Annotated in this window: 22 protein-coding genes and 2 tRNA genes; 13 read left to right on the top strand and 11 right to left on the bottom strand. The window is 39.6% G+C overall.

Going from position 1 to position 24444, the window contains the following annotated elements; genetic code table 11:
* Window positions 1-46 precede the first annotated feature (46 nt).
* The 11 genes from ybeD to leuS all read right to left on the bottom strand — a co-directional run bounded on the left by ybeD (window position 47) and on the right by leuS (window position 11979).
* The gene (gene ybeD / locus F580_RS0121530; RefSeq protein ID WP_019029834.1) at window positions 47-310 is read right to left on the bottom strand and encodes a DUF493 family protein YbeD; all 264 of its coding nucleotides are present in this window, start codon (window positions 308-310) and stop codon (window positions 47-49) included.
* 205 nt (window positions 311-515) lie between these two features.
* A complete protein-coding gene (locus tag F580_RS0121525) occupies window positions 516-1715 on the bottom strand; it encodes a serine hydrolase (protein ID WP_019029833.1) in 1200 nt (399 codons plus the stop codon).
* A gap of 168 nt (window positions 1716-1883) precedes the next feature.
* Entirely contained in the window at window positions 1884-2744 is an 861-nt protein-coding gene (locus F580_RS0121520; RefSeq protein WP_019029832.1) for a septal ring lytic transglycosylase RlpA family protein, read from the bottom strand.
* 35 nt (window positions 2745-2779) lie between these two features.
* Window positions 2780-3895, bottom strand: coding sequence for a rod shape-determining protein RodA (rodA, locus tag F580_RS0121515; RefSeq protein WP_019029831.1), 1116 nt, complete (start codon window positions 3893-3895; stop codon window positions 2780-2782).
* Window positions 3895-5853, bottom strand: coding sequence for a penicillin-binding protein 2 (gene mrdA, locus F580_RS0121510; protein WP_019029830.1), 1959 nt, complete (start codon window positions 5851-5853; stop codon window positions 3895-3897). Before mrdA ends, rodA begins: the two co-directional genes overlap by 1 nt.
* A gap of 63 nt (window positions 5854-5916) precedes the next feature.
* Entirely contained in the window at window positions 5917-6387 is a 471-nt protein-coding gene (gene rlmH / locus F580_RS0121505; RefSeq protein WP_019029829.1) for a 23S rRNA (pseudouridine(1915)-N(3))-methyltransferase RlmH, read from the bottom strand.
* Window positions 6388-6577: 190 nt separating this feature from the next.
* A complete protein-coding gene (gene rsfS / locus F580_RS0121500) occupies window positions 6578-6898 on the bottom strand; it encodes a ribosome silencing factor (RefSeq protein ID WP_019029828.1) in 321 nt (106 codons plus the stop codon).
* Window positions 6899-6992: 94 nt separating this feature from the next.
* Window positions 6993-7718: a nicotinate-nucleotide adenylyltransferase gene (gene nadD, locus F580_RS0121495; RefSeq protein ID WP_019029827.1), complete on the bottom strand. Its 726-nt coding sequence runs from the start codon at window positions 7716-7718 to the stop codon at window positions 6993-6995.
* Window positions 7711-8775 carry a DNA polymerase III subunit delta gene (gene holA, locus F580_RS0121490; protein WP_019029826.1) on the bottom strand — a complete coding sequence of 355 codons (1065 nt, stop codon included), beginning with the start codon at window positions 8773-8775 and terminating at the stop codon, window positions 7711-7713. The genes nadD and holA overlap by 8 nt, the downstream gene beginning before the upstream one ends.
* A 60-nt stretch (window positions 8776-8835) precedes the next feature.
* Complete coding sequence (locus F580_RS0121485) at window positions 8836-9354, bottom strand: LPS-assembly lipoprotein LptE (protein ID WP_019029825.1); 519 nt, start codon at window positions 9352-9354, stop codon at window positions 8836-8838.
* A 30-nt stretch (window positions 9355-9384) separates the two neighbouring features.
* Entirely contained in the window at window positions 9385-11979 is a 2595-nt protein-coding gene (leuS, locus tag F580_RS0121480; protein WP_019029824.1) for a leucine--tRNA ligase, read from the bottom strand.
* A 389-nt stretch (window positions 11980-12368) separates the two neighbouring features.
* Here leuS and F580_RS0121475 point away from each other — a divergent pair, with 389 nt between their 5' ends.
* The 13 genes from F580_RS0121475 to F580_RS0121415 all read left to right on the top strand — a co-directional run bounded on the left by F580_RS0121475 (window position 12369) and on the right by F580_RS0121415 (window position 24425).
* Window positions 12369-12854: a zinc ribbon-containing protein gene (locus tag F580_RS0121475; protein ID WP_019029823.1), complete on the top strand. Its 486-nt coding sequence runs from the start codon at window positions 12369-12371 to the stop codon at window positions 12852-12854.
* Window positions 12855-13032: 178 nt separating this feature from the next.
* Window positions 13033-15450: a Lon protease family protein gene (locus F580_RS0121470; RefSeq protein ID WP_019029822.1), complete on the top strand. Its 2418-nt coding sequence runs from the start codon at window positions 13033-13035 to the stop codon at window positions 15448-15450.
* A gap of 115 nt (window positions 15451-15565) precedes the next feature.
* Window positions 15566-16171: a hypothetical protein gene (locus F580_RS0121465; protein ID WP_019029821.1), complete on the top strand. Its 606-nt coding sequence runs from the start codon at window positions 15566-15568 to the stop codon at window positions 16169-16171.
* A gap of 421 nt (window positions 16172-16592) precedes the next feature.
* Window positions 16593-18407 carry a DEAD/DEAH box helicase gene (locus F580_RS0121460; RefSeq protein WP_019029820.1) on the top strand — a complete coding sequence of 605 codons (1815 nt, stop codon included), beginning with the start codon at window positions 16593-16595 and terminating at the stop codon, window positions 18405-18407.
* A 197-nt stretch (window positions 18408-18604) separates the two neighbouring features.
* Complete coding sequence (ybgC, locus tag F580_RS0121455) at window positions 18605-19039, top strand: tol-pal system-associated acyl-CoA thioesterase (protein WP_019029819.1); 435 nt, start codon at window positions 18605-18607, stop codon at window positions 19037-19039.
* Window positions 19029-19721 (top strand): protein TolQ, encoded by a 693-nt coding sequence (gene tolQ / locus F580_RS0121450; protein ID WP_019029818.1) that lies wholly within the window; start codon window positions 19029-19031, stop codon window positions 19719-19721. The genes ybgC and tolQ overlap by 11 nt, the downstream gene beginning before the upstream one ends.
* A gap of 2 nt (window positions 19722-19723) precedes the next feature.
* Entirely contained in the window at window positions 19724-20149 is a 426-nt protein-coding gene (gene tolR, locus F580_RS0121445) for a protein TolR (RefSeq protein ID WP_019029817.1), read from the top strand.
* A 1-nt stretch (window position 20150) separates the two neighbouring features.
* A complete protein-coding gene (tolA, locus tag F580_RS0121440; RefSeq protein ID WP_019029816.1) occupies window positions 20151-21089 on the top strand; it encodes a cell envelope integrity protein TolA in 939 nt (312 codons plus the stop codon).
* Window positions 21090-21190: 101 nt separating this feature from the next.
* Window positions 21191-22540 (top strand): Tol-Pal system beta propeller repeat protein TolB, encoded by a 1350-nt coding sequence (gene tolB, locus F580_RS0121435; RefSeq protein ID WP_019029815.1) that lies wholly within the window; start codon window positions 21191-21193, stop codon window positions 22538-22540.
* Window positions 22541-22602: 62 nt separating this feature from the next.
* Window positions 22603-23163 carry a peptidoglycan-associated lipoprotein Pal gene (pal, locus tag F580_RS0121430; RefSeq protein WP_019029814.1) on the top strand — a complete coding sequence of 187 codons (561 nt, stop codon included), beginning with the start codon at window positions 22603-22605 and terminating at the stop codon, window positions 23161-23163.
* A 36-nt stretch (window positions 23164-23199) separates the two neighbouring features.
* Complete coding sequence (ybgF, locus tag F580_RS0121425) at window positions 23200-23997, top strand: tol-pal system protein YbgF (RefSeq protein ID WP_019029813.1); 798 nt, start codon at window positions 23200-23202, stop codon at window positions 23995-23997.
* A 181-nt stretch (window positions 23998-24178) separates the two neighbouring features.
* Window positions 24179-24254, top strand: a tRNA-Lys gene (locus F580_RS0121420).
* Window positions 24255-24349: 95 nt separating this feature from the next.
* Window positions 24350-24425, top strand: a tRNA-Lys gene (locus tag F580_RS0121415).
* Window positions 24426-24444: the final 19 nt, after the last annotated feature.

Below are 24444 nucleotides of genomic sequence, written 5' to 3'. Positions count from 1 at the left end.
AACCTCGTTAATCTAGGGTCTTGAAAACGGATGGTGTTAAAGCGTGTTATAAAACGTATCGTACTTGCTCAATAGCCATTAAGGTTTTATAGATAGTTTCAATATGCTCTTTACTGGTAACGGTTACTGCAATAGAAACCGAATGATAAGTACCTTTTGAACTGGCTTTTATTTTTGGCACATAATCACCAGGAGTATGTTTTTGCAACTCGGCAATAATTAAATCAGGCAATTCGTCACAGGCAAGGCCCATGACTTTAAAATTTAATACCGTTGGGAAATCTAATAATTCATCAAAATGGGTTTTCATGGTCTTTTACTTCTTTATCTTGCGAGGTTTGTACTTTGGCGGCATTTTACCATCAATTATCATGGGCTGATATTGTTTTTATTCTCTGCCTTAGACGTTTTTCAGTTAGGGCCGTAAAAGCTTTGTTTAAGAGGGACATTATTTTTGTGCTAAGAATAAAAAAGCCTCAGTAAAGAGGCTCTTATCGTTGGATTTTTACTCGCGTTTAATTAACAAACTGCAACTTAACATAATCCACTAAACGGCTGAATAAGCTACCTTCATTAACTTCGGCTAAAGTAACCAACGGGTATTGAGCGATATCTTCATCATTAAGCTGTAAAAATAAAGTGCCAACAATCGTGCCTTTAGCTAAAGGTGCCGTTAACTGCTGGTTTAGCTCAAAGTTTGCTTTTAAGTTTTTACGCTGACCACGTGGAATCGTAATTGGTGTATCTGAGATAATACCTAAATCGACATTCTCTTGGTCTCCCATCCAGACACGGTTGGAAATAAACTTTTCGCCGGCTTTATAAGGTGTGATTGTTTCGAAAAAGCGAAAACCGTAGTTTAGTAATTTTTTACTTTCAACTTTACGTGCGCGTTCACTTGCTGTGCCCATAACCACGGTAACTAAACGCATATCGCCTTTAGTGGCTGAGGTTACTAAACTGTAGCCAGCATTTGAAGTATGACCGGTTTTCATACCGTCAACGTTTAAGCTTTTATCCCACAATAAACCATTGCGGTTATACTGCTTGATATTATTATAAGTGAACGACTTTTGCTTATAAAGTGCATATTCTTCAGGTACATCGCGAATAAGCGCAATAGCGAGTGTTGCCATATCTCTTGGCGTAGTCATATGAGAACTGCTGTCTAAACCATGACTATTTTCAAAGAAACTACTCGACATACCTAATTGCTCGGCATGAGCATTCATTAAATCAGCAAAAGCACTTTCACTACCAGCAATATGCTCGGCCATAGCAACACAAGCATCATTACCTGAGGCAACGATAATGCCTTGGTTTAACAAACTAACCGATACTTCAGTACCCACTTCAATAAACATTTTCGAGGAGTCTGGGAAATTTTTAGCCCAAGCCTTCTCACTGATCATTACTTTATCAGTGTTTTTAATATTACCGTTCTCTAGTTCTTTACCAATAATGTAGCTGGTCATCATTTTGGTTAAACTTGCTGGCGCTAATAGGGTATCTGCATTTTCTTCGGCAATGATTTTACCTGTGGTGTAGTCAATTAAGATAAAACCTTTGGCGTTAATTTGCGGCGCATCTGGGATAATGGTTATTGCATGTGCTGATGGGGTAAGAACAACGGCAACGCTAAAAAGAGCGCTACTGAAAAGCGTTATTAATTTGTTGCTGGTAAATTTACCAGAAAGTCTTTTTATTTGAGTCATAGTTTAGTCGTGTGTGAAAAGTAAGGAAAATCAACTGGTCGAAAGTATACCACTTCTGGAAAACTTGGCTATGGGAAAATTATCAATAATAGCGCATAAAAATCTTTAAAATGTAACAGTGTTTATAAAATTACTTTTTATCTATTTGGATTAAGAAATTTTAGTACTTTATGGCGCCGTTCTGGGGTAAGCGTTAGGGTAGCCATTTGCTTTTAATGACAATAACAATGCATTTAAGGTGGCAAGATCGCCAATAGGACCAATTTGAATGCGGTAGATACCTTGTTTTTCATGATAACTGCTTTCTTGTTTATATTGCATTTTCAGTTTGCTTGCCGTGCTTATCGCGAGTGCTTTTTTACTCGTGGCAAAGACCTGAATATATGGCGTGGTGATACCCATGGTAGTTTTATTGCTTTGAGTGATAGTCTTCACGGGTGTGGTTTTTACCGTACTAACTCCTAGTGATAACGTTGTTGCTGGGAATTTCATCTTTCCTGTTTTTTTATCAAAATCAGTAATGGCGGTGATTTTAACCTCAGCAGTACCTGTTTTTAACATATCTAGCTTATAAGCCGCACTATAAGATAAATCAAGTATACGCGATTGATGAAAGGGGCCTCTGTCGTTCACGCGAACGATAACTGATTTATTATTAGCAATATTTGTTACTTTTAAATACGTGGGTAGCGGTAAGTTTTTATGTGCAGCGCTCATGGCATACATGTCGTATATTTCACCATTTGAGGTGAGGTGACCATGAAACTTCTTACCATACCAAGAAGCAAGACCTGTTTGTTCAAAGCCCTGAGCCGAAGTCATTACTTTATAGGGTTTGCCCCAAACTTGATAATCTCTATTGCCGCCACGGCTATGCGCTTGTGCACGGGGGATAGCATCTTTTAGCTCTGCCTGACTAGGTATGCGTGTTGGTGTACTATCATGCTTTTGTTTATAACGGCTCGAGCTACAGGCGCTTAAAAGTAATATTGTTGCCATAAGGCTGAGCAGAATAAGTCGTTGGTTCATAAGTTTCAAAATGCTACTAAAAAGGTGTTGTTATGTTAAGCATGGACACGTCGGTGCGTACTAATAGCCATTAAGATACCAAAACCTAACATTAACGTCACCATTGAAGTACCACCATAACTTACCAAAGGCAATGGCACTCCTACGACAGGAAGTAACCCCGATACCATACCTATATTTACAAAAACATAGACAAAAAAGGTTAATGTTAAGCTGCCGGCGAGTAGTTTGGTAAAAGCGTGTTGGGCATTGACCGCAATCCATAAACCGCGCATTACCACGAATAAATACAAGGCAAGCAAGATGGCAACACCAATCAAGCCAAATTCTTCGCTAAATACCGAGAAGATAAAATCAGTATGACGTTCAGGTAAAAATTCTAACTGTGACTGAGTTCCTTGTAACCAGCCTTTACCATCAATACCACCAGAGCCAATGGCAATTTTTGATTGAATAATGTGATAACCCGAGCCAAGAGGGTCTTGCTCTGGATTTAAAAAGGTCATAACGCGCTGTTTTTGATAAGACTTCATCAAAAATATCCATAAAATAGGTACAAATGCTGAGGCCAAACCAACACAAACTGCAATTAACCGCCAACTCGCTCCGGCCAGAAAAATTACAAATATCCCTGAACTCGCTATAAGTAATGAGGTACCTAAATCAGGCTGTTTAGCAATAAGTAATGTTGGCAATAACACTAAAATAAAAGCGAAGATCACCGTAGAGATTCTTACCGGCAGACTATCCTGGCTAACAAACCAAGCAATCATGATAGGTACGATAAGCTTCATTACTTCTGAAGGTTGAAACTTAATAAAACCTAAATCAAGCCAGCGCTGTGCACCTTTGCCGACATGACCAAAGAGTAATACCCCAACGAGCAATAATAAACCTAGCACAAAGACAGGGACCGCCCATTTTCGATACATTAATGGTGGGATTTGCGCGACAATAAACATACCTATCAAGGCTACAATGATACTTCTCGCTTTACGAAAAACAACAGCCGTTTCTTGCCCACCCGCGCTGTAGACAAGAAAGAGTCCTAGTGCGAGTAACGATAAAATACCTAGCAGTAAAGGGACATCAATGTGTAGGCGTTGCCAAATGTTGTGAGTTTTTTGTTGATCTGCTCCGGTGCTTCGCATCAGCCAGCCTCTCTGGACGTCATAGCAATAGCCGTAGGGACTTGGTGTTTTATGCTACTGATTTGACTGGTAATGACTCTATTACCAAAATACTGATCCATAATTTGTCTTGCTACCGGAGCTGCATTGGTAGCACCGCCCCCTTTTGCCACGTTTTCTATGGCTACCGCAATAACAATTTCGGGCTTATTAAAAGGAGCAAAAGCAATAAACATGGCATTATCACGTTTGTTTTCTGAGGTCGATTTAGCATCATATCTTTCATCTTGTTTGATCCGAGCTACTTGGGCCGACCCCGTTTTACCTGAGGCATCATAGGTAGACCCTCTAAACGGTTTATTCGCTGTGGCACCAAATTTTTGCACAGTATTATGCATCGCCTTTAGCACGGTATCCCAATGGTGATCATTTTTAAGCTTTAAAGGCGCTTGTGGTTCATAAACGGTTGGCGTTATTTGATGATAAGCATTGCCACTACTTTCGATAATTAACTCACTGTTTGCTTTTAATAAATGCGGGATTTTTCGTTCACCTCGATTGACTAGGGTCGTTAACGCTTGGGTTAATTGCAATGGCGTTACGGTCCAAAAACTTTGGCCAATGCCCACCGAAAGCGTTTCGCCTGTGTACCAAGGTTGATTATAACGAGCACGTTTCCAAGCAACACTTGGCATAATGCCTTTGCTTTCTTCATGGATATCTAAACCCGTTCTTTCACCAAAACCGAACCTTTCCATCATAGTACTAATTTTAGTGATCCCTAGTTTAAAGGCTAGATCGTAAAAATAGATATTACAGGATTGTTCTATAGCCTTGGTTAAATTAACTATGCCGTGCCCACTTGGCTTCCAGTCGCGATACTTATTAGGTAAACCTTTAAGTTTGTACCAACCAGGATCGAAAATTTCGGTACTCGGGGTAACAATATTTTCTTCCAAACCCGTTAAAGCAAGGAAAGGCTTTACCGTTGAGGCTGGAGGGTATCCCTGTACGCTTCGGTTAATCAGCGGTAAGTCTTTTGATTGCAATAACTTTTTATAGTTTTTAGTACTGATACCATGAACAAATAAATTACCGTCATAACTGGGGTTTGAGTACATAGCTAAAATACCACCGGTACGTGGATCCATCGCTACAACGGCGCCACGTTTACCCGACAAGGCACGCTTGGCAATCATTTGTAATTCGATATCTAAGGTTAACGTGAGGTCTTTACCGGGTACCGGCGGGGTGTAATTTAAGGTGCGAATTACCCGGCCTCGGTTATTAATTTCAACTTCTTGATGGCCAATAGTGCCGTGTAGCATATCTTCGTAGTATCTTTCGATACCGAGCCTTCCTATAGCATAGGTGGCAGCATAGTTTTCAGATTTACCTGATATTTTTAATTTATTAGCGTCTTTTCTATTGATACGGGCGACATAACCAAGGGTATGGGTGGTTAATTCGGCAAAAGGGTAATAGCGTTTTAAGCGAGCGTTAACAAAAATACCTGGGAACTTGTGCTGATTTACCGAGAATAAAGCAACTTGTTGATCACTTAAACGAGAATGTAGCTCTACGGGTTTAAATCGACGTTTGCGCTTCATTGATTTGAAAAATTTACTTTGACGTTCTGCGCTGATATTAAGTAATTTACTGACTTGTTCAATACTGCTTTTAATATCTTCAACGTCTTCGGCGATGATTTCTAAACTAAATACCGGCTTGTTATCGGCGAGTAAAACACCATTCCTGTCATAGATTAAACCGCGATTTGGCGCAACTGGGAGTAATTTAATGCGATTGGAATTAGAGCGTGTTTGATATTTTTCGAAAGATTGAACTTGTAAAGTATACACATTAGCTAATAACACCAATAAAACAACGACAACGCCACAAAAAGCAATAAAGGTACGTCGGGCAAATAAGTTAGCCTCAGCAGTTTGGTTGCGAATAATAATACGACGTGGGGGCATTAGCGCACTCTACAAAGAATAATACTATTGACTAAAAGTATGGCTAAAGTAGTTATCAAAAAATCATTCTCTATGGTATGGGTGGTTAGTGTTAACACTCCACGCACGATATAGACTCTCTGCAATGAGGATTCGGACCATAGGGTGGGGCAGTGTTAGCGCCGATAATGACCATTTTTGCTCAGAAGCTTTAATGCAGGCAGGAGATAATCCCTCTGGGCCACCAACAAGTAAAGCAACATCTCTGCCATCAAGTTGCCAGCTTTCTAGTTGTTTGGCAAGTTTTGGCGTGGTCCAAGCTTGTCCTTCTACTTCCAAAGTGACAATGCGATTTCCCTTAGGGATGGCCGCAAGTAATAAATCACCTTCTTTCGCTAATATACGGGTTATGTCGGCATTTTTACCACGTTTTCCAGCAGGTATTTCAACTAGATGGAAGCTTAAATCACGGGGGAAACGACGGCTATATTCAGCAAAACCTAAGTTAACCCATGCAGGCATTTTGCTGCCAACGGCATATAAGGTGAGTTTCATAAATATATTTTGATTATTAGGTTTATTATCATTGCAAAGGTTATTGCATTACTTTTTAGATTGACGTTGGCTAGATCGAAATTACGCGAAAAAAGTAACAAGAGCAAGGCGGTTGATAGAGAATTGTCCGCTATTGCGAATTAAACCAACGCAGCTCTCGTACTTTCAATAAGCATAAGTAACAAGTAATTTATTCAGCCCAAAGCTGCTCTAGGTTATATTTATCACGTTGTTCATCAGTCATCACATGAACAATGATATCGCCTAAGTCGACTAATGCCCACTCACCAACATCATTACCTTCCATGCCACGTGGTTCTTGGCCTTGAGCGCGATACTCCATCGCTAATGATTGTGCAATCGACTTTACATGGCGGTTTGAATTACCTGAACAAATGATCATGTAATCAGCAAAGCTTGCTTTGTCGCTAATGTTAAGGGCGATGATATCTCTGCCTTTCATGTCTTCAAGTTTTTCTATGACAAATGCTTTAAGTTGTTCAGTTTGCAAGGGGCTATTCCTATCGTTAATCGTAACTTTTGATGTGCTCTTTAAGGAGCACAAATAAATAATAGTGCGATATTAACACTTTTTACGCGCAGGGTTAACGGTAAAGCTTGTTTTTGTGAATAAATTCTTTTATTGCTGGCAATAGTTGCAGCTGGCAGGTCTGTTTATCGGCTAGTTTTTGACGGATTTTTGTTGATGAAATATCAAAATCACAGCCATGGGTAAAAAATATCCGACCGGATTTAACTTCTTTAAGCTCAGTAATGTCGGCAGCTTGATGGTGGGTTAGTAACATTTTAGTGGCGGTATCTAATCGCTCAGTAGGGTAGTTAGGTCGAGCGTTTACCACTAAATGGCATAAAGATAAAATATCTTGATATTTATGCCAACGGGTAAACGTCATGAGAGAGTCCATACCGATAATAAAATATAAGGTTTGCTCTGGGTATTGTTGTTTTAGCTCTTTGAGGGTATCAACAGTGTAAGAGTGCCCAGAACGCTTCAATTCTCGTTGGTCACAGCTGAATAATTCATTGCCTTGACAGGCAATTTCAACCATAGCTGCGCGATGTTCAGCACTAGCATGGGGCACTAATTCAACAGACGTTTTATGAGGGGAGATATGTGCCGGTATGAGCAGTACTTTATCAAGACCTAGTTGATTGGCAACCGCTTGGGCCGATTGGGTATGCCCTAAGTGGATAGGGTCAAACGTACCGCCTAAAATTCCTATACCTAGGTTGGGTGATGACATTGTTAGGTTTTTATTCGCAATATTCGATTTTTTCATCGCTAATTCAGCCATTGTTAAATTAGCCATAGTTAAGGCTAAAAGCAGCTGTTTTCTCACCGTGATACAAGGTAATGCACAAGTCAGCTAATAATATAAAAATATTAAATTCACTGCTGGTTTTACTCAATAAATCAATGTCAGCAATACGACTCATGGCACGCTTGACGTTTTCGAGCTTAATGTGGGTGAGTGCATGTTGGTATAATGGTTTGCGTTTATCCCAAATACGGTATTGTTTATAAATATTGGCAATGCTTTCGCCTTGAGACAGCTGATTGAGCATGGTATATAACTGGTTTATTTCTTTATGGAAAACCCAAATTAATTGCGCGGGTGCCATTCCCTCTTGTTGTAGCTGATCAAGCATAGTGATGCATTTAGCACAATCACCCTTAAGTACCGCATCGATAACTTGAAAAGGGTTGAACTTTGCCTGTTTAAGGATTAACTGCTCGGCTTGTTCAATACTAATGTGCTGTGAGCCAAAGAGGAGTACAAGTTTATCGAGCTCTTGGGCTAGAGCAAGTAAATTACCTTCAAACATTTCAATAAGCAGTGCATTTAATTCAGGAGATACATTGAGTTGTCGTTGTCTGGCTTGATTGTTCAGCCATTGGGACATAGCCTTTAATTCAATGTCATATAATGGCAGGTAACAGCCTAATTGAGTTAAACTTTTAAACCATTTTCGATTGGCACTGGCCGCATCAAGTTTTGCGCCGTGAAAGATAAAAATAACATCTTGTGGCGCATCAGTATTTTTGGCATCTAGTGTTAGTCGTTCTGCTAGTGCTAACAGCGCTTTGTTGCCAGTATCGCCAACCTTTACCGTAGTTAGCTCAACTTCAATAATACGTTGACTGGCAAAAAGACTTAACGCTTGGTATTCATCAAGTAACAGTTGCCAATCAAAGCTAGTATCGCTGCTAAAGCGAATTACTTCACTAAATCCTTGGCTTTTAGCCTGATTTTTTATCGCAGCCAAACTGTTGTTTTTTTGCCAAGGCTCATCACCAAAAACCAACCAAACAGGCTTGAAGCCTTGTCGTAAGGTGTTGTCTAGTTGGTTATGATAAATTTTCATGAAAACCTTATATAAATGTTTCAGTAACAGTTGATGCTAACCCAAGTCTTTAACTAATAACTAGCGTTGGATTCTCGCCAAGTCACGAAGTATTTTATCTGCGGCTGAGGTTCTCATTTCACTTAATAATAATGATAACTCACGACTTTTAGCTAGCGCAAGGTTAGGATCATCTTGATAATCCCGATACAACTCAAAACGAAAATTTTGCGCATCTTCACCGGAGAATCGTACTTGATATTCTACGGAGTAAATCAACTCATATTCTGCCACTTGGCCATTTGAAAAAAGTGAAAGAGTCCGCCTATCAAGTTTGTCAGCAATAATACGCAACTCAGGTATATCTGCTTTAGAGCGTGCTAATACCTTAACTTGATTACGCGTTAAATTGAGTTTCACTAAACGGGTCAATTCACCGTGAACGTCCGTTGAGCTAACATAAAGTGTTTGTAGTTCATCATCGAGTAAGTAATCACCGCGTAACTGAAAACCACAAGCGGATAATAAGCTTGTGGTTAACAGGGCAATAATTAAACGTGAAAAGCTTAAGCTTTTAATGATAACGCTTAATTTATACATTTATTATTTACCCTTAGTTGCGAAGACACGTTAGTTAGCTACGATGTTAAGTAACTTGCCGGGGATATAGATAATTTTTCGTACTGTTTTACCGTCGGTAAATTTCAATACACTTTCATCCTTTAAGCCCAGTGTTTCAACTTCTTCTTTACTGGTATCAGCAGCTACGGTGATTTTAGCGCGTAACTTACCGTTAACTTGCACGATAATAAGTTTTTCATCTTCAACTAATGCGCTTTGGTCAACAACAGGCCAACTAGCATCTTCAACATTTAAGTCACTTCCGCCAACCGCTTGCCATAAGTGATGACATAAATGAGGGGTAATAGGCGTTAGCATTAATACCACAGCGCGAACAGCTTCTTGCATTACCGCTTTATCTTCATCACTGTTCAGTTTAGCTTTGCTTAAGTGATTCATTAACTCCATAACGGCAGCAATCGCGGTGTTAAAGGTATTACGACGACCGATATCATCGGTTACTTTGGCAATGGTTTTATGTAACTCACGACGTAATTTTTTCTGATCACTGTTTAATGTTAAGCCTGAAATATCTGCTAGCACAGTATTCTCAGTGCTTTCGGCAAAATCATGAGCCAATTTGTAAACACGCTTAACAAAACGATAGGCACCTTCAACACCGGCGTCAGACCATTCTAACGTTTGCTCTGGTGGTGATGTGAACATGATAAATAAACGCACAGTATCAGCGCCATATTTTTCAATGACTTTTTGTGGGTCAATACCGTTATTTTTCGATTTAGACATTTTGCTCATGCCAGCAGATAATACTGGCTGACCATCAAGTTTACTTATTGCTGAAGTAACATGACCTTTATCGTCACGCTCTAATACTTCAACATCTGTTGGTGCAATCCAATCTTTTGCGCCGTTGTCAGCTTCACGGTAATAAGTTTCAGCTAATACCATGCCTTGACATAACAGCTTTTTATAAGGTTCGTCACAATCGACTAAACCGACATCGCGTAATAATTTATGGAAAAAACGTGAATAAAGTAAATGCAAGATAGCATGTTCGATACCGCCGATATATTGATCTACCGGCAGCCAATAGTTTGCTTTGGCAGGGTCAATCATTTGGGTATCGTCATTAGGTGAACAATAACGAGCGTAATACCAAGAAGATTCCATAAAGGTATCAAAAGTATCAGTTTCACGTAATGCTGCTTCACCGTTATAAGTGGTTTTTGCCCACTCAGGATCCTCTTTAATCGGTGATGTAGTGCCGTTCATTACTACATCTTCTGGTAATAGTACCGGTAATTCACTTTCCGGTACTGGAACTGATTCACCGTTAGCTAGGTTAATCATTGGGATTGGCGTACCCCAATAACGTTGACGGGAAACACCCCAATCACGTAAACGGTAGTTAGTGGTAGTTTTACCCTTGTTTTCGCTGACTAATTTTTCGCTGATAGCTTTAAAAGCTTGTTCGAAATCTAAGCCCTCAAATTCACCCGAATTAATTAGCGTCGACTTTTCTGTGATAGCGGCTTTGCTAATATCATCAGACTCTTGACCAGCAATAACTTGCTCTATGGCTAAACCATATTTAGTGGCAAACTCATAATCACGTTGATCATGACCAGGTACTGACATAACAGCGCCTGAGCCATAATCCATTAGCACAAAGTTGGCCGCCCATACTGGCACTAGTTTTCCGGTAAGAGGGTGAATAGCTTTAAGGCCGGTATCAACGCCTTTTTTCTCCATTACAGCCATGTCGGCTTCAGTGGTCTTGCTGTTTTTGCATTCAGCAATAAAGTTGGCTAACTCGGCATTATCTTTTGCTGCTGCTAATGCTAATGGATGCTGCGCGGCAAGCGCAACATAAGTAACACCCATTAAGGTATCAGGGCGCGTGGTATAAATATCAAAACTTTCGTCTGAATCTGCCACAACAAAAGTCATCTCAACACCTTGCGAGCGACCAATCCAGTTACGTTGCATGGTTTTAACTTGCTCAGGCCACTCAGTTAACGTGTCTAAATCGTCAAGTAATTCTTCGGCGTAAGCGGTGATTTTGATAAACCATTGTGGAATTTCTTTACGCTCAACTAGAGCACCAGAGCGCCAGCCACGACCGTCAATTACTTGCTCGTTTGCTAATACTGTTTGATCAACCGGATCCCAGTTGACCGTAGCATTCTTCTTGTATACTAAACCCTTTTCATAAAGTTTAGTAAAGAACCACTGCTCCCAACGATAGTAATCTGGCTTACAAGTCGCTAATTCACGGCTCCAGTCATAAGCAAAACCAAGTGATTGCAATTGATTACGCATATAATCAATGTTTTCATAGGTCCATTTTCCTGGCGCGGTTTTGTTTTTAATGGCCGCGTTTTCAGCAGGTAAACCAAAAGCATCCCACCCCATAGGTTGCATAACATTTTTGCCTTGCATACGCTGGTATCGAGAAATAACATCACCTAGGCTATAGTTACGTACATGTCCCATGTGTAATCGACCACTAGGGTAGGGGAACATAGCTAAGCAATAAAATTTTTCTTTATCTGGGTTTTCAATAGCTTGAAAGGTGTTGTTATCAGTCCAAAATTTTTGTACTGTGGCTTCAATCGCTTGAGGATTATAAATGGCTTCCATTAAGGTTTTCTCGAATGCTTTTAAGGTGTTATCGATTTAGCTACTTTCTCATGAAAATTCGCATGAACGGTTAAAAATCGACGTTAAATTATCGCTGTAGAATACCTTATCTAGCGGGGTAACAACAAGTATAATTAAGCTTAAATTATAACTTTACCTTTAGTTAAACCGACAGTTAAGCCTATACCCAAGCTACATCCATGTAGCGTCATTGATTTCAACAAGGACGCTGCATGGATGTAGCTTATTAGAGAGTGCAGGAGCACACTCTCCTGAATAACCATTCTCTTCAATCAATACCTTGCCTAAAGGCGTTTTTAATTTCAGCTGAAACCTGCATCTTCATGTAGTTTGGGTATATAGTTAAGGTAATACCAAGGGGAATAGTGATGTCACAACAAAATGATTACTTTGCTGATATTTATAAAAAGCTCAATGATTGGTTGATTGAAGTGAAAGCTGAACAAAAACCACATATTGATGAGTTTATTAAACAAGCTAAATTATACGCCAGTGCAGCTGAAACTATGTCTGAGGAAAAATTACAACAATTTACTGATAATTTTAAATATGACCTGCATGACTTTTATCAGTTAAACAGGTATCAAGTTGAGCATTCTGTCTACTTAGGTTTATTAAATGAAACCCTTTGGGATAACCTTGCCAAGTTAACCGATAAATCTCAAGTAGAATGGGCAGAGCTTATAGATGACTTTGAGCATGATGGCATATATAAAAGTGGTGATTTCATCGGTTTTGGTGAACTGCAATGTGAGCAATGTGATGAAACAATCACTATTATGCACTTTAGTGAAATTAGCGATTGTATTCATTGTGGTGCCAGTGATTTTATTCGTCTGCCCCTTGACCCATAAGTTTATTCCTTTAGCCAGATAATCAACTTGTTAGCTAAAATGTTAGCAAGTACACTAGCGTCAAAATTTAGATACGCACGTTTATTTAGAAAGTTTAGTTAGATACCTTTATTTCATACGTTAACGTCGAGACTGAATTAATTTGCTTTGTTATTCAATAACCCCTTAAAGGATTTACATGACCAAAACGCTTACTAGCCTCGCAGAACAGACCCGCCTTAGTGTTGATTATCTTACTTCTCCCTTGTCAGCTTTATTATTTTCTACCGTTAAAAAATCAATGAGTAAGAAGGAAGGTTTAGGTGTGCAAGGCTTCGTTGGTCATGAGCGTGCAAAAGAGGCGTTAGAGTTTGGTTTGTCGATGTCGGCGTTAGGCTTTAATGTTTTTGCCATGGGCGAACATGGCACTGGGCGACAAACATTGATCAAGCAAATGCTAACCTCACTTGCCACTAAAAAAATGGCCCCTGATGAGTGGTGTTATACCAATAATTTCGATGAAAGCCATATCCCCTTAACATTGTCCCTTAAACCTGGAGATGGTAAAAAGCTTTTACTTAGCATGAATAAGTTTATCGATGTTCTACTGCGTCTATTCCCCGAGGTTTTTGATAATCCCGGTTACCAAAGAAAAAAATCAGCCATTGATAGAGAATTTAATAAAAAGTACGACCAAGCAATTGGCGCTGTTGAAGAAATAGCGTTAAAAGATAACGTAGTTTTGTATGAAGAAAATGGTGAAGTGGGCTTCTCTCCTTTAGTTAAAGGTGAGCCCTTAAATGATAAAGAGTTCGCTAAGTTAAATGAAGCCGATAGAGCCAAGTTTTACCTATTACTGAGTGACCTAGAGGTTGTGCTAGCAGAGCAATTATTAGAATTACCACTGTGGAAACGCGTGTCATTTGATCAATTAAGAAAATTGAAAAATGATACCGCTGAACAGGCTATCAAACCTTATATAACTGAATTAGAAAAAGAGTTTAGTCATAACCAAGGGGTACTCAAATATTTAAATAAGGTTAAAAACCATGTGGTGGATGCAGTATTAGACATTTTAGTGCCTGAGTCTGATGATACCCCAACAGACAAAGAGCTACGAAAACTAATGGTTGAGCGATTCCTGCCCAACTTACTTGTGCCACGTGATGAAGAACATGCCGCTCCTATTGTCTACGAGCAGAATCCTACTTATCAAAACTTATTTGGTCATGTCGACTTTGCAAGCTTTCAAGGCAGCAGTTATACCAGTTATGGTTTAATTAGACCTGGCGCTTTACATAAGGCAAATGGCGGCTACTTATTGTTAGATGCTGATAAAGTATTAAGTCAGCCTATGGTGTGGTCTCGATTAAAACTCGCTTTAAAAACCCAACAAATAACCATTGAAAACCCTTATTCGGAATATAGTCAATCAAGTGGCTATAGCTTACAGCCTGAAAAAATCCCTTTGCAAGTTAAAGTGGTACTGCTTGGCGATGCTGAAATTTATTATACTTTACAAGATTATGATCAAGAGTTTACGGAATTATTTAGAGTGTTGGCTGATTTTGACCGTCACTTCGATAAAACCGATAGTAACTTAATTGCCTTTGGCCAATTAATTCGCCAACGTGCAGATAAACATAATTACCCTCAAGTGAGTAATGAAGCCGTATTAGAGTTAGTTCGTTATGCTCTTAGACGTAGTGAACATCAACATAAAGTCTCCGCTAATATAGTGCAGGTAAATGATTTATTAGATGAAGCAAATTATTGCTGGCAAAAACAGGGAGGTAAAGGACTCTTAACCGCGCAGCATATCGCTTTAGCGCAAGCGGCTAAAAAACGTCGTATTGGTCGATTAAGTGAAACGTGGCTTAGCGAAATTAAAGAGCAACAAGTGTTAATCAGCACTGAAGGGAAATATATAGGTAAAATAAATGGTTTAACGGTACTCGAAATAGGCGATAGTGTCTTTGGTACCCCGGCACGTATAACTGCAACTGTTTATGCCGGCAGTGAAGGGGTTACTGATATTGAGCGTGAAGTAGATTTAGGCAAGTCAATTCACTCAAAAGGGGTTTTACTGTTAACGGGCTATTTAGGTCATAAGTATGGACAAAATTTCCCCGTAAGTATTTCCGCTAATATCGCTATAGAACAGTCCTACGGTCATATCGATGGTGATAGTGCCTCTTTAGCTGAGCTGTGTGTGCTTATCTCTTCGATTACACTATTACCTATTGAGCAAAGCTTAGCCATAACCGGATCCATTAATCAGCACGGAGAAGTGCAATCAGTTGGCGGTGTTAACGAAAAAATAGAAGGTTTCTTTCAATTATGCCAAGACAAGGGCTTAACAGGTAAACAAGGCGTTATTATCCCCAAAACAAATGTCATTAATTTAATGCTTAATGATAGTGTGATTGATGCCGTTGCTCGCGGCGAATTTATCATACATGCCGTTGAAACTATCGATCAAGCGTTGGAATTACTAACGAACGTAGATGCCGGAACTATGAATAAAACGGGTCGTTATCCACGTAAATCGATTCATGGTTTGGCGCTTGATAAACTGGAAAACTTTGCCAATATACTTAATGGCGATGAGGATTAGCTATTTCATTGAATATCAAGATTAAAAATACAACGGTAACCGTTTGGTAATTGCACGATTGTGTTAGCTTTGTTATGGTGGTTTAGATAAAAATAACTAACGGCATATTTTTCAAATGGAATTTTCAACAGAAGAACTGGATTTTTTCAATAATATTTTTACTGAACCACCAACAGACAGTACCGTTAGTGAGGTAAAGCACCAATTAAGTGTACAAACAGAGGTACCCTCTTATCTTAAACAAGTGTTGTTGGGCAGTAAATTAACATTACTAGCAGAGATCATGCATTATCAATTATGGTTTCCTGTTACGTTGGCAATTAACGAGCAGGGAGGTTTTGCCCCTCAATTAGGTACGCCAGAAATTATAGACGTTAGGGGCCATGAACGCAGTTGGCGGGTTAATACGCCTAAAAATGTCGCCCTTATTGATGTATTTCATGATCAAAAAATTGAGGTGCTGTCACTGTCTACCACGGGGTTAACATTAAAGTTTCCTGATTCACAAGGCAATGATATAGATTTACAACAATCTTCATTAGAGATGCGGCTAGCTGGCGAAGAGCCGCTAAAGCTCGATCTCGAATTAGTACGACATGATGAAAATGTTATAGCGGCTAAATTTAAAAACTTACAAGAGGGGCGAGAGTCCTTAAGAAAGTTCTTATTTAACTCACACAAAAAGAAATACTCCAAGCTCTATCAAGATATTATTTTATAAAGTTCTTGCTAATTACTTCTGTTTGGGTATAATGCGCGCCTCGATAACAGGGTGGATGCTTTTCATCCGAAGTTAGTCTGGAAAGCGACTTACTTATACCAACTATCAAATAGTTAAATGGATGTATAAGTACATCGAGATGAGTGGGGTTTTACCGCCCAATAGACTTGCCCTGCTAATTCATTCCTAGAATTAGCAAGAAATATAGCGTCAATAGTACGCTATGCGCCTAAAGTCTTCCTGGTGGTTTCCTCGTATATATTTTACGCAGGTTAAGACTTAGCAATTTAAATCAAATGCTATTAAGTGCAGCTAATTAACATCCGTTAATTAGGCGGCGGCTTGGTGATTGATTTTTATAATTACCCCCAAGTAATTATGCTCAAGTAATGCGCCTGCCTTGCGAAGATGAAAATTATTTATGACTGATCAAAAAACTGAAACTGAAACTGAAACTGTAGCTTTTGCCTCTTTAGGCTTACCTGAAAACTTATTATCCGCCGTTCTTTCTATTGGCTTTGAATCTGCTACCGATATTCAAGCACTCACCATACCGCCATTACTTGCCGGTAAAGACGTATTAGGTGAAGCACAAACAGGTACAGGTAAAACTGCTGCCTTTGGTTTACCTGGATTAGCAAAAATTGATACATCAATTAGAAAACCACAATTAATGGTTTTAGCACCGACACGTGAATTAGCGATGCAAGTTGCTGAAGCAATTGAGTCTTTCGGTAAAGACATGAAAGGTTTACGTGTTGCTACATTATACGGTGGCCAATCTTATGGACCACAATTTCAACAACTAGAGCGTGGCGCACAAGTTGTTGTTGGTACTCCTGGTCGTTTAATGGACCATTTACGTCGCAAAAGCCTTAAATTAGATGAATTACGTGTTTGTGTGCTTGATGAAGCAGATGAAATGTTAAACATGGGCTTTTTAGAAGATATTCAGTGGATTTTGGATCACATACCAAAAACTGCACAAATGTGTTTGTTCTCAGCAACAATGCCACCAGCGATTCGTAAAATTGCTAACCGCTTCTTAAAAGATCCTGAGCACATTAAAGTTGCCGCTGTTAAAAAAGCCAAAGCTAATATTACTCAGTACGCATGGAAAGTTAGTGGCATCACTAAAATGACTGCGTTAGAGCGTATTGCTGAAGTGGTTGAATACGATGCAATGATTATCTTTGTTCGTACTCGTAACGATACTGTTGATATTGCAGAAAAATTAGAGCGTGCCGGTTACCCTGCATTAGCACTAAATGGTGATTTGAATCAAACACAACGTGAGCGTTGTATTGACCAAATGAAATCAGGTAAATCATCTATTTTAGTTGCTACTGATGTTGTTGCTCGTGGTTTAGATATACCACGCATCTCATTAGTTATTAACTATGACTTACCTGGTGATAACGAAGCATACGTTCACCGTATCGGTCGTACGGGTCGTGCTGGTCGTGAAGGTATGTCAATAGCTTTCGTACGCCCACGTGAAATGTACTCAATTCGTCATTATGAACGTTTAACGAATGGTACAGTGCTTAACTACGATTTACCAAATATTCAAGATATTGGTAAAATACGTATTGAGCGTACTCGTGTTGAAGTTGCTAAAATAGTTGCCGATAAAGATATCTCAAGCATGCGCGAAATTGTTGAAGCGATGGCTGCAGAGTCTGAAGTTTCTATGGTTGACCTTGCTGCTGCCTTACTTTTCCAAAAACAAATGAAGCAGCCACTGCAACCAAAAGAAGATCCTAAGCCACGTCGTGATGCACGTGAGCGTAACGACCGCAATGACCGTGGTGATCGTAATAGCCGTGGCAATGACCGTAACAGTCGTGGTAATGACCGTAATAGTCGTGGTAATGATCGAAATAGCCGCGGTACACGTGAAGAAAGACCTCGTAAAGAAAAAGTAAACCGTAACGATGTTGATTGGCAGACTTACCGTCTTGAAGTAGGTAAAGAGCATGGTGCACGTCCTGGTGATATCGTTGGCGCTATCGCTAATGAAATTTCACTTGATAGCAGCTATATCGGTGCGATTAACTTGCACGAGAAACATAGTTTCGTGCAGTTACCTAAAGGTATCCCTGCTGACTTGTTTGACAAGTTGAAAAGCGTGCGTGTTCGTCGTCAACCGCTTGCTATTACCACTTCAGATGAAGCAGTAGTTAGCCAAAAGCGTGCGCCTCGTCGTACTGAACGTGCACCACGTCATAGTTAATTGATGTGTAAGCACTAATTAAAAAGCGCCTTAGGGCGCTTTTTTTGTTTTTTGTTATAAGAAAAGCGTTTTTAGTGGCTTTTCTAGTTAAAATTGTAAAATATTACCGTCGCCACCTTGTTTGCCTATCACTTTATCTATTACTATAGGGCTACCTAACTTAAGTAATCATTCAATTTCATAAAATACTAATAGTCATGTCTAAAGAACTACCTGAATCAACCGCAGCGACAGTGCATAATTTTGCTATTCGTGTTTATTACGAAGATACTGATGCGGGCGGAATTGTTTATTATGCGAACTATTTGAAATTTTTTGAGCGTGCTCGAACGGAGTGGCTTAGAGAAATAGGCATTAATCAAGCATTCTTTTTGCAACAAAACTTAGGTTTCGTGGTCAGAAGGGTTGAAATGGATAACCTTGCTTCGGCAAAACTTGATGATTTACTTGAGGTAAGCTCAACAATTATCACCTTGAAACGCGCCAGTTTAGTGTTTCAACAGCAAATAACTAATCAAGCCAAACAAATACTATGTACTGCAAAAGTACGTATTGCTTGCGTGGACTTTAACCAACATAAACCCTGTGCAATTCCCGAATCAATTCTAGGAGCGTTTAAACGTGTCAACTGAAATTTCTTTTTTCCACTTAGTCATGGATGCAAGTATATTAGTGCAATTTGTTATGCTTATCTTACTCATTTTCTCAATTATGTGTTGGGCGATGATCTTTCAGCGCAGCAAAGTACTGAACACCGCAGCTTCAGAATTAAAGGTTTTTGAAGATAAATTTTGGAGTGGTGCTGACTTAAGTAAACTCTACAGTGAAACGTGTGCAAAACCTCAGGTCCAAGGCGTTGAACGCTTATTTGTTGCCGGTTTTAAAGAATTTGCACGCTTAAGAAAAAGTCATATCGATAATCCACAAATTATTGTCGACGGAACTCATCGAGCTATGCGTGTGGAATTATCAAGGGAAGTAGATAGCTTAGAAACACACTTGCCCTTTATGGCTACAGTTGGTTCTATTAGTCCATACATTGGCTTATTCGGTACAGTTTGGGGCATCATGACTTCATTTATTGCTATCGGTGCGGTAAAACAGGCGACACTTGCTATGGTCGCCCCAGGCATTGCTGAAGCCCTAATCGCTACTGCAATGGGCTTATTCGCCGCCATTCCTGCGGTTATAGCATTTAACCGCTTTAGTCATAAAGTAGAAAAACTTGAGAACAGCTATGGCAACTTTATGGATGAATTTTCAAGCATTTTACAGCGTCAATCTGCTGCTGAGCAATCTGCAAGTAAGGCATAACTATGTACAAAAGAGTTAGACGCCGCAAAGTGGCTGAAATTAATGTTGTACCTTATATCGATGTAATGTTGGTATTGCTGATCATTTTTATGATTACCACGCCATTAATTACCCAAGGGGTAAAAGTTGATTTGCCTCAAGCAGAATCTCAACCGCTTGATGATGATAGTAAACTCCCCCTTGTTGCCAGTGTCGATGCGCAAGGCCGTTATTACTTAACGGTAGGGGCCAATGATAAAGAGCCTATGTCAGCTGAAGAACTTGCTGTATTAGTTAAAGCACACCTAGCGGTTGAACCGGGCACACCAGTTTTGATTAATGGTGATGGTGCAGTGTCATATGATACGGTCATACAATTAATGGTTTTACTACAAACCGTCGCAGGTGTGCCATCGGTAGGTTTAATGACAGATTCGGTGGAGGAATAGTGTGAACCCGCAATTTATTTCTCGTTTTAATATGAAATCACCGTTTATTAAAGCTTTGTGGATAAGTGTCGCCTTGCATCTTGTTTTGCTTGTCGGCTTATTTGCCGGATATTCTTCTCCTTTACCTAAACCAAAGCCAACCCCGGCTAAACAAGCCGGCGAGCCTATTAAGGCAGTGATGGTAGATAAAGCAAAATATGAACAAGCAATCAATAAAATAAAGCGACAAAAGAGTCAACAAGCGGATGCTGAGAAAAAACGCATTAAAGCCGCCGAAAAGCGTGCTAATGATGCTAAGAAACGTCGAGTGAGAGAAGCAGCACGTATTAAAAAGCTAGAAAATCAGCGCAAGAAAAAAGCACAAGAAAAAATTATAGCCGATAACGCGGCAAAATCAGCTAAGGCAAAAGCGGCTAAAGCTGAAAAAGTACGTAAGCAAAAGCAACAAGAAAAGCAGGCCGCTGAAAAAGCAGCAGCCACCGCAAGAAGTAAGCGCTTAAAAGAAGAAGCAGCAGAGAAGAAAGCGGAACAAGTACGCCTTGAAAAAGAACGTAAGCGTTTAGATATTGCGGCGAAAGAGCAGGCTATGCAGGATGCGTTGTTAGCTGAGCAAATGGCTAATGAGATGGCCAGTCGTAATCAAGCCAGACACCAACAAGTGATGACAGAAGTTGAACGTTATGCTGCATTAATTAAGCAAAGCATTACCCAGCGTATGCTTAGCGATAGAAGCACGATGGCGGGAAAATCTTGTAAATTAAATATCACGCTTGCACCTTCTGGTTTTGTTATTGACGTAAACGTCGCTCAAGGTGATAAAGTCGTCTGTGACGCCGCTAAAATAGCGGTTGGCAAAGCAGGTAACTTACCTGTCTCTAAAGACCCTGAAGTGTTTAAGGAAATGCGTAAGTTGGCGGTAACAGTAATACCAGAGTTTTAATGTAGCAGTAACTCTTCACCTATCTGGTTTGAGTTTACAAAAGTTAAACAGTAAATTTTAATAGCGAAAAATAATGCTATTTACAGGAAAATAACAAAAATATGAAATTATTATCAAGCGTCTTATTGAGTGCCGTTATTGCGCTAAGTTCAACGAAAGTCATGGCAGCATTAGAAATTGTCATTACAGGAGGCGTTGATAGTGCTCGGCCCATTGCTATTGTACCTTTTCAGTGGAATGGCGCAGGTGAACGCCCAGAGTCATTATCAAAAGTGATCAGTGATGACTTGTTGCGTAGTGGGAAATTTAGCCCTATTGACCATGATAAATTCCCGCAAACTATTACCGATACTAAAAGTATTGACTACAGCGCTTGGGCAAGTTTAGGGGCTGAAGCCGTCGTTATAGGGAAAATTGATGAGATAGCCCCTGGTCGCTTTAAAGTGAGCTATCAATTGGTAGATGTTATTCGTGGACAAATCACCGGCGGTGAAACGTCAATGCTCAGTAATGGCAAACTGGTAAAGACCCAAGATCATATATTGGCGCAGAGTAGTGCCAATATTCAACTTAACCAAGCCAGGCGTTATGCACATAGTATCAGTAATGTTATTTATGAAAAATTGACCGGCAGTAAAGGCGCATTTTTAAGTAAAATTGCTTATATTATTGTTCGCGATCAAGGAAAGTACCCGTATCAGCTAGCTTTTGCCGATTATGATGGTTTTAACGAACATGTGTTGTTAAGTTCTAAAGAGCCGTTAATGTCGCCATCTTGGCGCCCAAATGGCGAGCAGTTAGCCTATGTTTCTTTTGAGAATCGTCAAGCGCAAATTCATACTATTGATATTTACAGTGGTGAAAGAAAGCTCATCAGTTCTTTTAAAGGCATAAATAGTGCGCCGCGCTTCTCACCTGATGGTAAAAGTATGGTCATGGTATTATCAAAAGATGGTAATCCTGACATATATGTTATGAATTTAACGACCATGAAAGTACGACGCATAACACGAAATAGGGCCATTGATACCGAACCAAGTTGGACCCCTGATGGTAAATCATTGATATTTAGTTCAGAACGGGGTGGAAAACCGCAGCTATATCGCGTAGATTTAGCCGGGGGGAAAGTAAGACGTTTAACCTTTGATGGTGAAATGAACCTTGGAGGTTCGGTCACTCCCGATGGTAAACAACTGATTATGGTTAATAGAACTGGGGGTAAATACCGTTTAGCGAAGCAAGAGTTAGCCACGGGTTTATTTCAAGTGTTAACAAATACTCGTCTAGATGAGTCGCCAAGTGTGTCACCTAACGGTGGTATGATCATATACAGTACCTTGCATAATAATCGACAAGTGTTGGGGTTAGTGTCGGTAGATGGTCGCTTTAAAGCACGGTTGCCTGCACTTGATGGCCAAGTGAAAGCACCAGCTTGGTCACCATTTTTATAATAAAAACATACAAAACAACCTATAAATATTTAACTTATAATTTTTTGATCAAAGGAAATAAAATGCGCTTTAATAACATAGTAAAATGCCTAGCAATTGCTTTACCTCTAACTGTTTTATCAGCTTGTAGCTCAGTGTCAGATTCAGACGAGCAAAGCCAAGTAGATACTAACGCTCAAGTTACTCAAAATGCAGAAGCGGCTAAAAGAGCAGAAGAAGCAGCGGCAGTTCAAGTAACAGCTGCAAAACGTGCTGCTGAAATTGAAGAACAAAAACGTCAAGAAATAGACAAATTACGTGCAGAACACATTGTCTACTTCGATTTTGATGTTTCAAATGTATCGGAAGAAAATACGACTATCTTAGACGCTCATGCTGCATTCTTAAGCGCTAATGCGGATGTTAAAGTCTTGATTGAAGGTCATACTGATGAATATGGCACTCCAGAATACAATATAGCCTTAGGCGAACGTCGTGCTAAATCAGTAGTGACTTATTTAGAAAATATGGGCGTTTCTTCTGACCAACTTACTGTCGTTAGCTATGGTGAAGAAAAGCCAATGGTTAGAGACCGTAGCGAAGATGCTTTCGCTAAAAACCGTCGTGCCGTTTTAGTTTACTAAGACTTACTAATACGTCTCTTCTAAGCAGGAAACTGAATGAAACTAAATAAAGTTTTATTTGGCATGATGTTTACAGCTAGCGCAGTCACTGCGTTAGCTGTAGCTAAAGCGCCAGTCATTGATGTTAACGCGAATAGTAATACATTCGATACTAGCGTGTTAACACAGCAATTAAATACCTTGTCACGTAAATTAGACTCACGTAATAAGGCTCAAATAAAGATTCAACGCCAGTTGGAACAATTACAAGACGAAGTGAATGAACTTCGTGGTGTAACAGAATTACATACTCACCAATTAAGCCAAGTACTAGACCGCCAACGAGAGCTCTATAAAGAAATTGATAGACGAGTCAATGAAGTGCTAGAAATGACAGCGAAAGCGGTTCCTGAGGTTGCAGGCCCTAGCCCAAGCAGAGCTGTTGCTGTTACTGCTACGGGGTATAGTGACAATTTAACTGAAAACGAAGCATATGACCGAGCATTAAACCTTGTTCTTAAAGATAAACGTTATCAGCAGGCTATACTTGAGTTTAAAGCGTTTAATAAAAGTTTCCCAAGTTCTAGCTATGCACCTAATGCCCACTATTGGTTAGGTCAGTTACTTTTTAATCAAGGTGAACTTGCTCAAGCTAATCAAGAGTTTTTAATTGTAGTGAACAAACATAAAAACTCAACTAAGCGGCCTGATGCTTTATTAAAAATTGCCATGGTTGCTCAAAAGTTAAATGATAATAAAAAAGCGATAGCTAGCTATCAGCAGTTATTAAAAGAGTATCCAGAATCAACGGCGGCCAAATTAGCCAAGCCACGCTTAGACAGTTTAACTAAGTAAAATCTTTATCAATTAGCTTGGTTTTAGGATTTATTGCTGATAAAACTAGCGTTTTGCTGACAATTCGCTCGAACAGTAAATAAAAGCTAAATAAAAGCCAAATAAATTAAGTTTATTGTTGCACTTAAAAATATAATGAGTAATATATGCCCCGCGTTGAGGCAGTGACTCAATGCAATGTCGGCCGTTAGCTCAGTTGGTAGAGCAGTTGGCTTTTAACCAATTTGTCGAAGGTTCAAATCCTTCACGGCCGACCACTTTCTAACTTAAAGTATAACTTTGAGTTTGAATAAAAGTCTTCTTATCGTAATCGATAGTGGAGCAAGTAAATAGAGAAATAGAAAGCTTGAATCGGCCGTTAGCTCAGTTGGTAGAGCAGTTGGCTTTTAACCAATTTGTCGAAGGTTCAAATCCTTCACGGCCGACCAATTCAAGACTATTTATCGT

Origin of the sequence: Colwellia piezophila ATCC BAA-637, assembly GCF_000378625.1 — a bacterium.
GTDB lineage: Bacteria > Pseudomonadota > Gammaproteobacteria > Enterobacterales > Alteromonadaceae > Colwellia > Colwellia piezophila.
The sequence above is the reverse complement of the archived record's forward strand: the minus strand, read 5'-3'. Positions and strand labels throughout refer to the sequence as shown.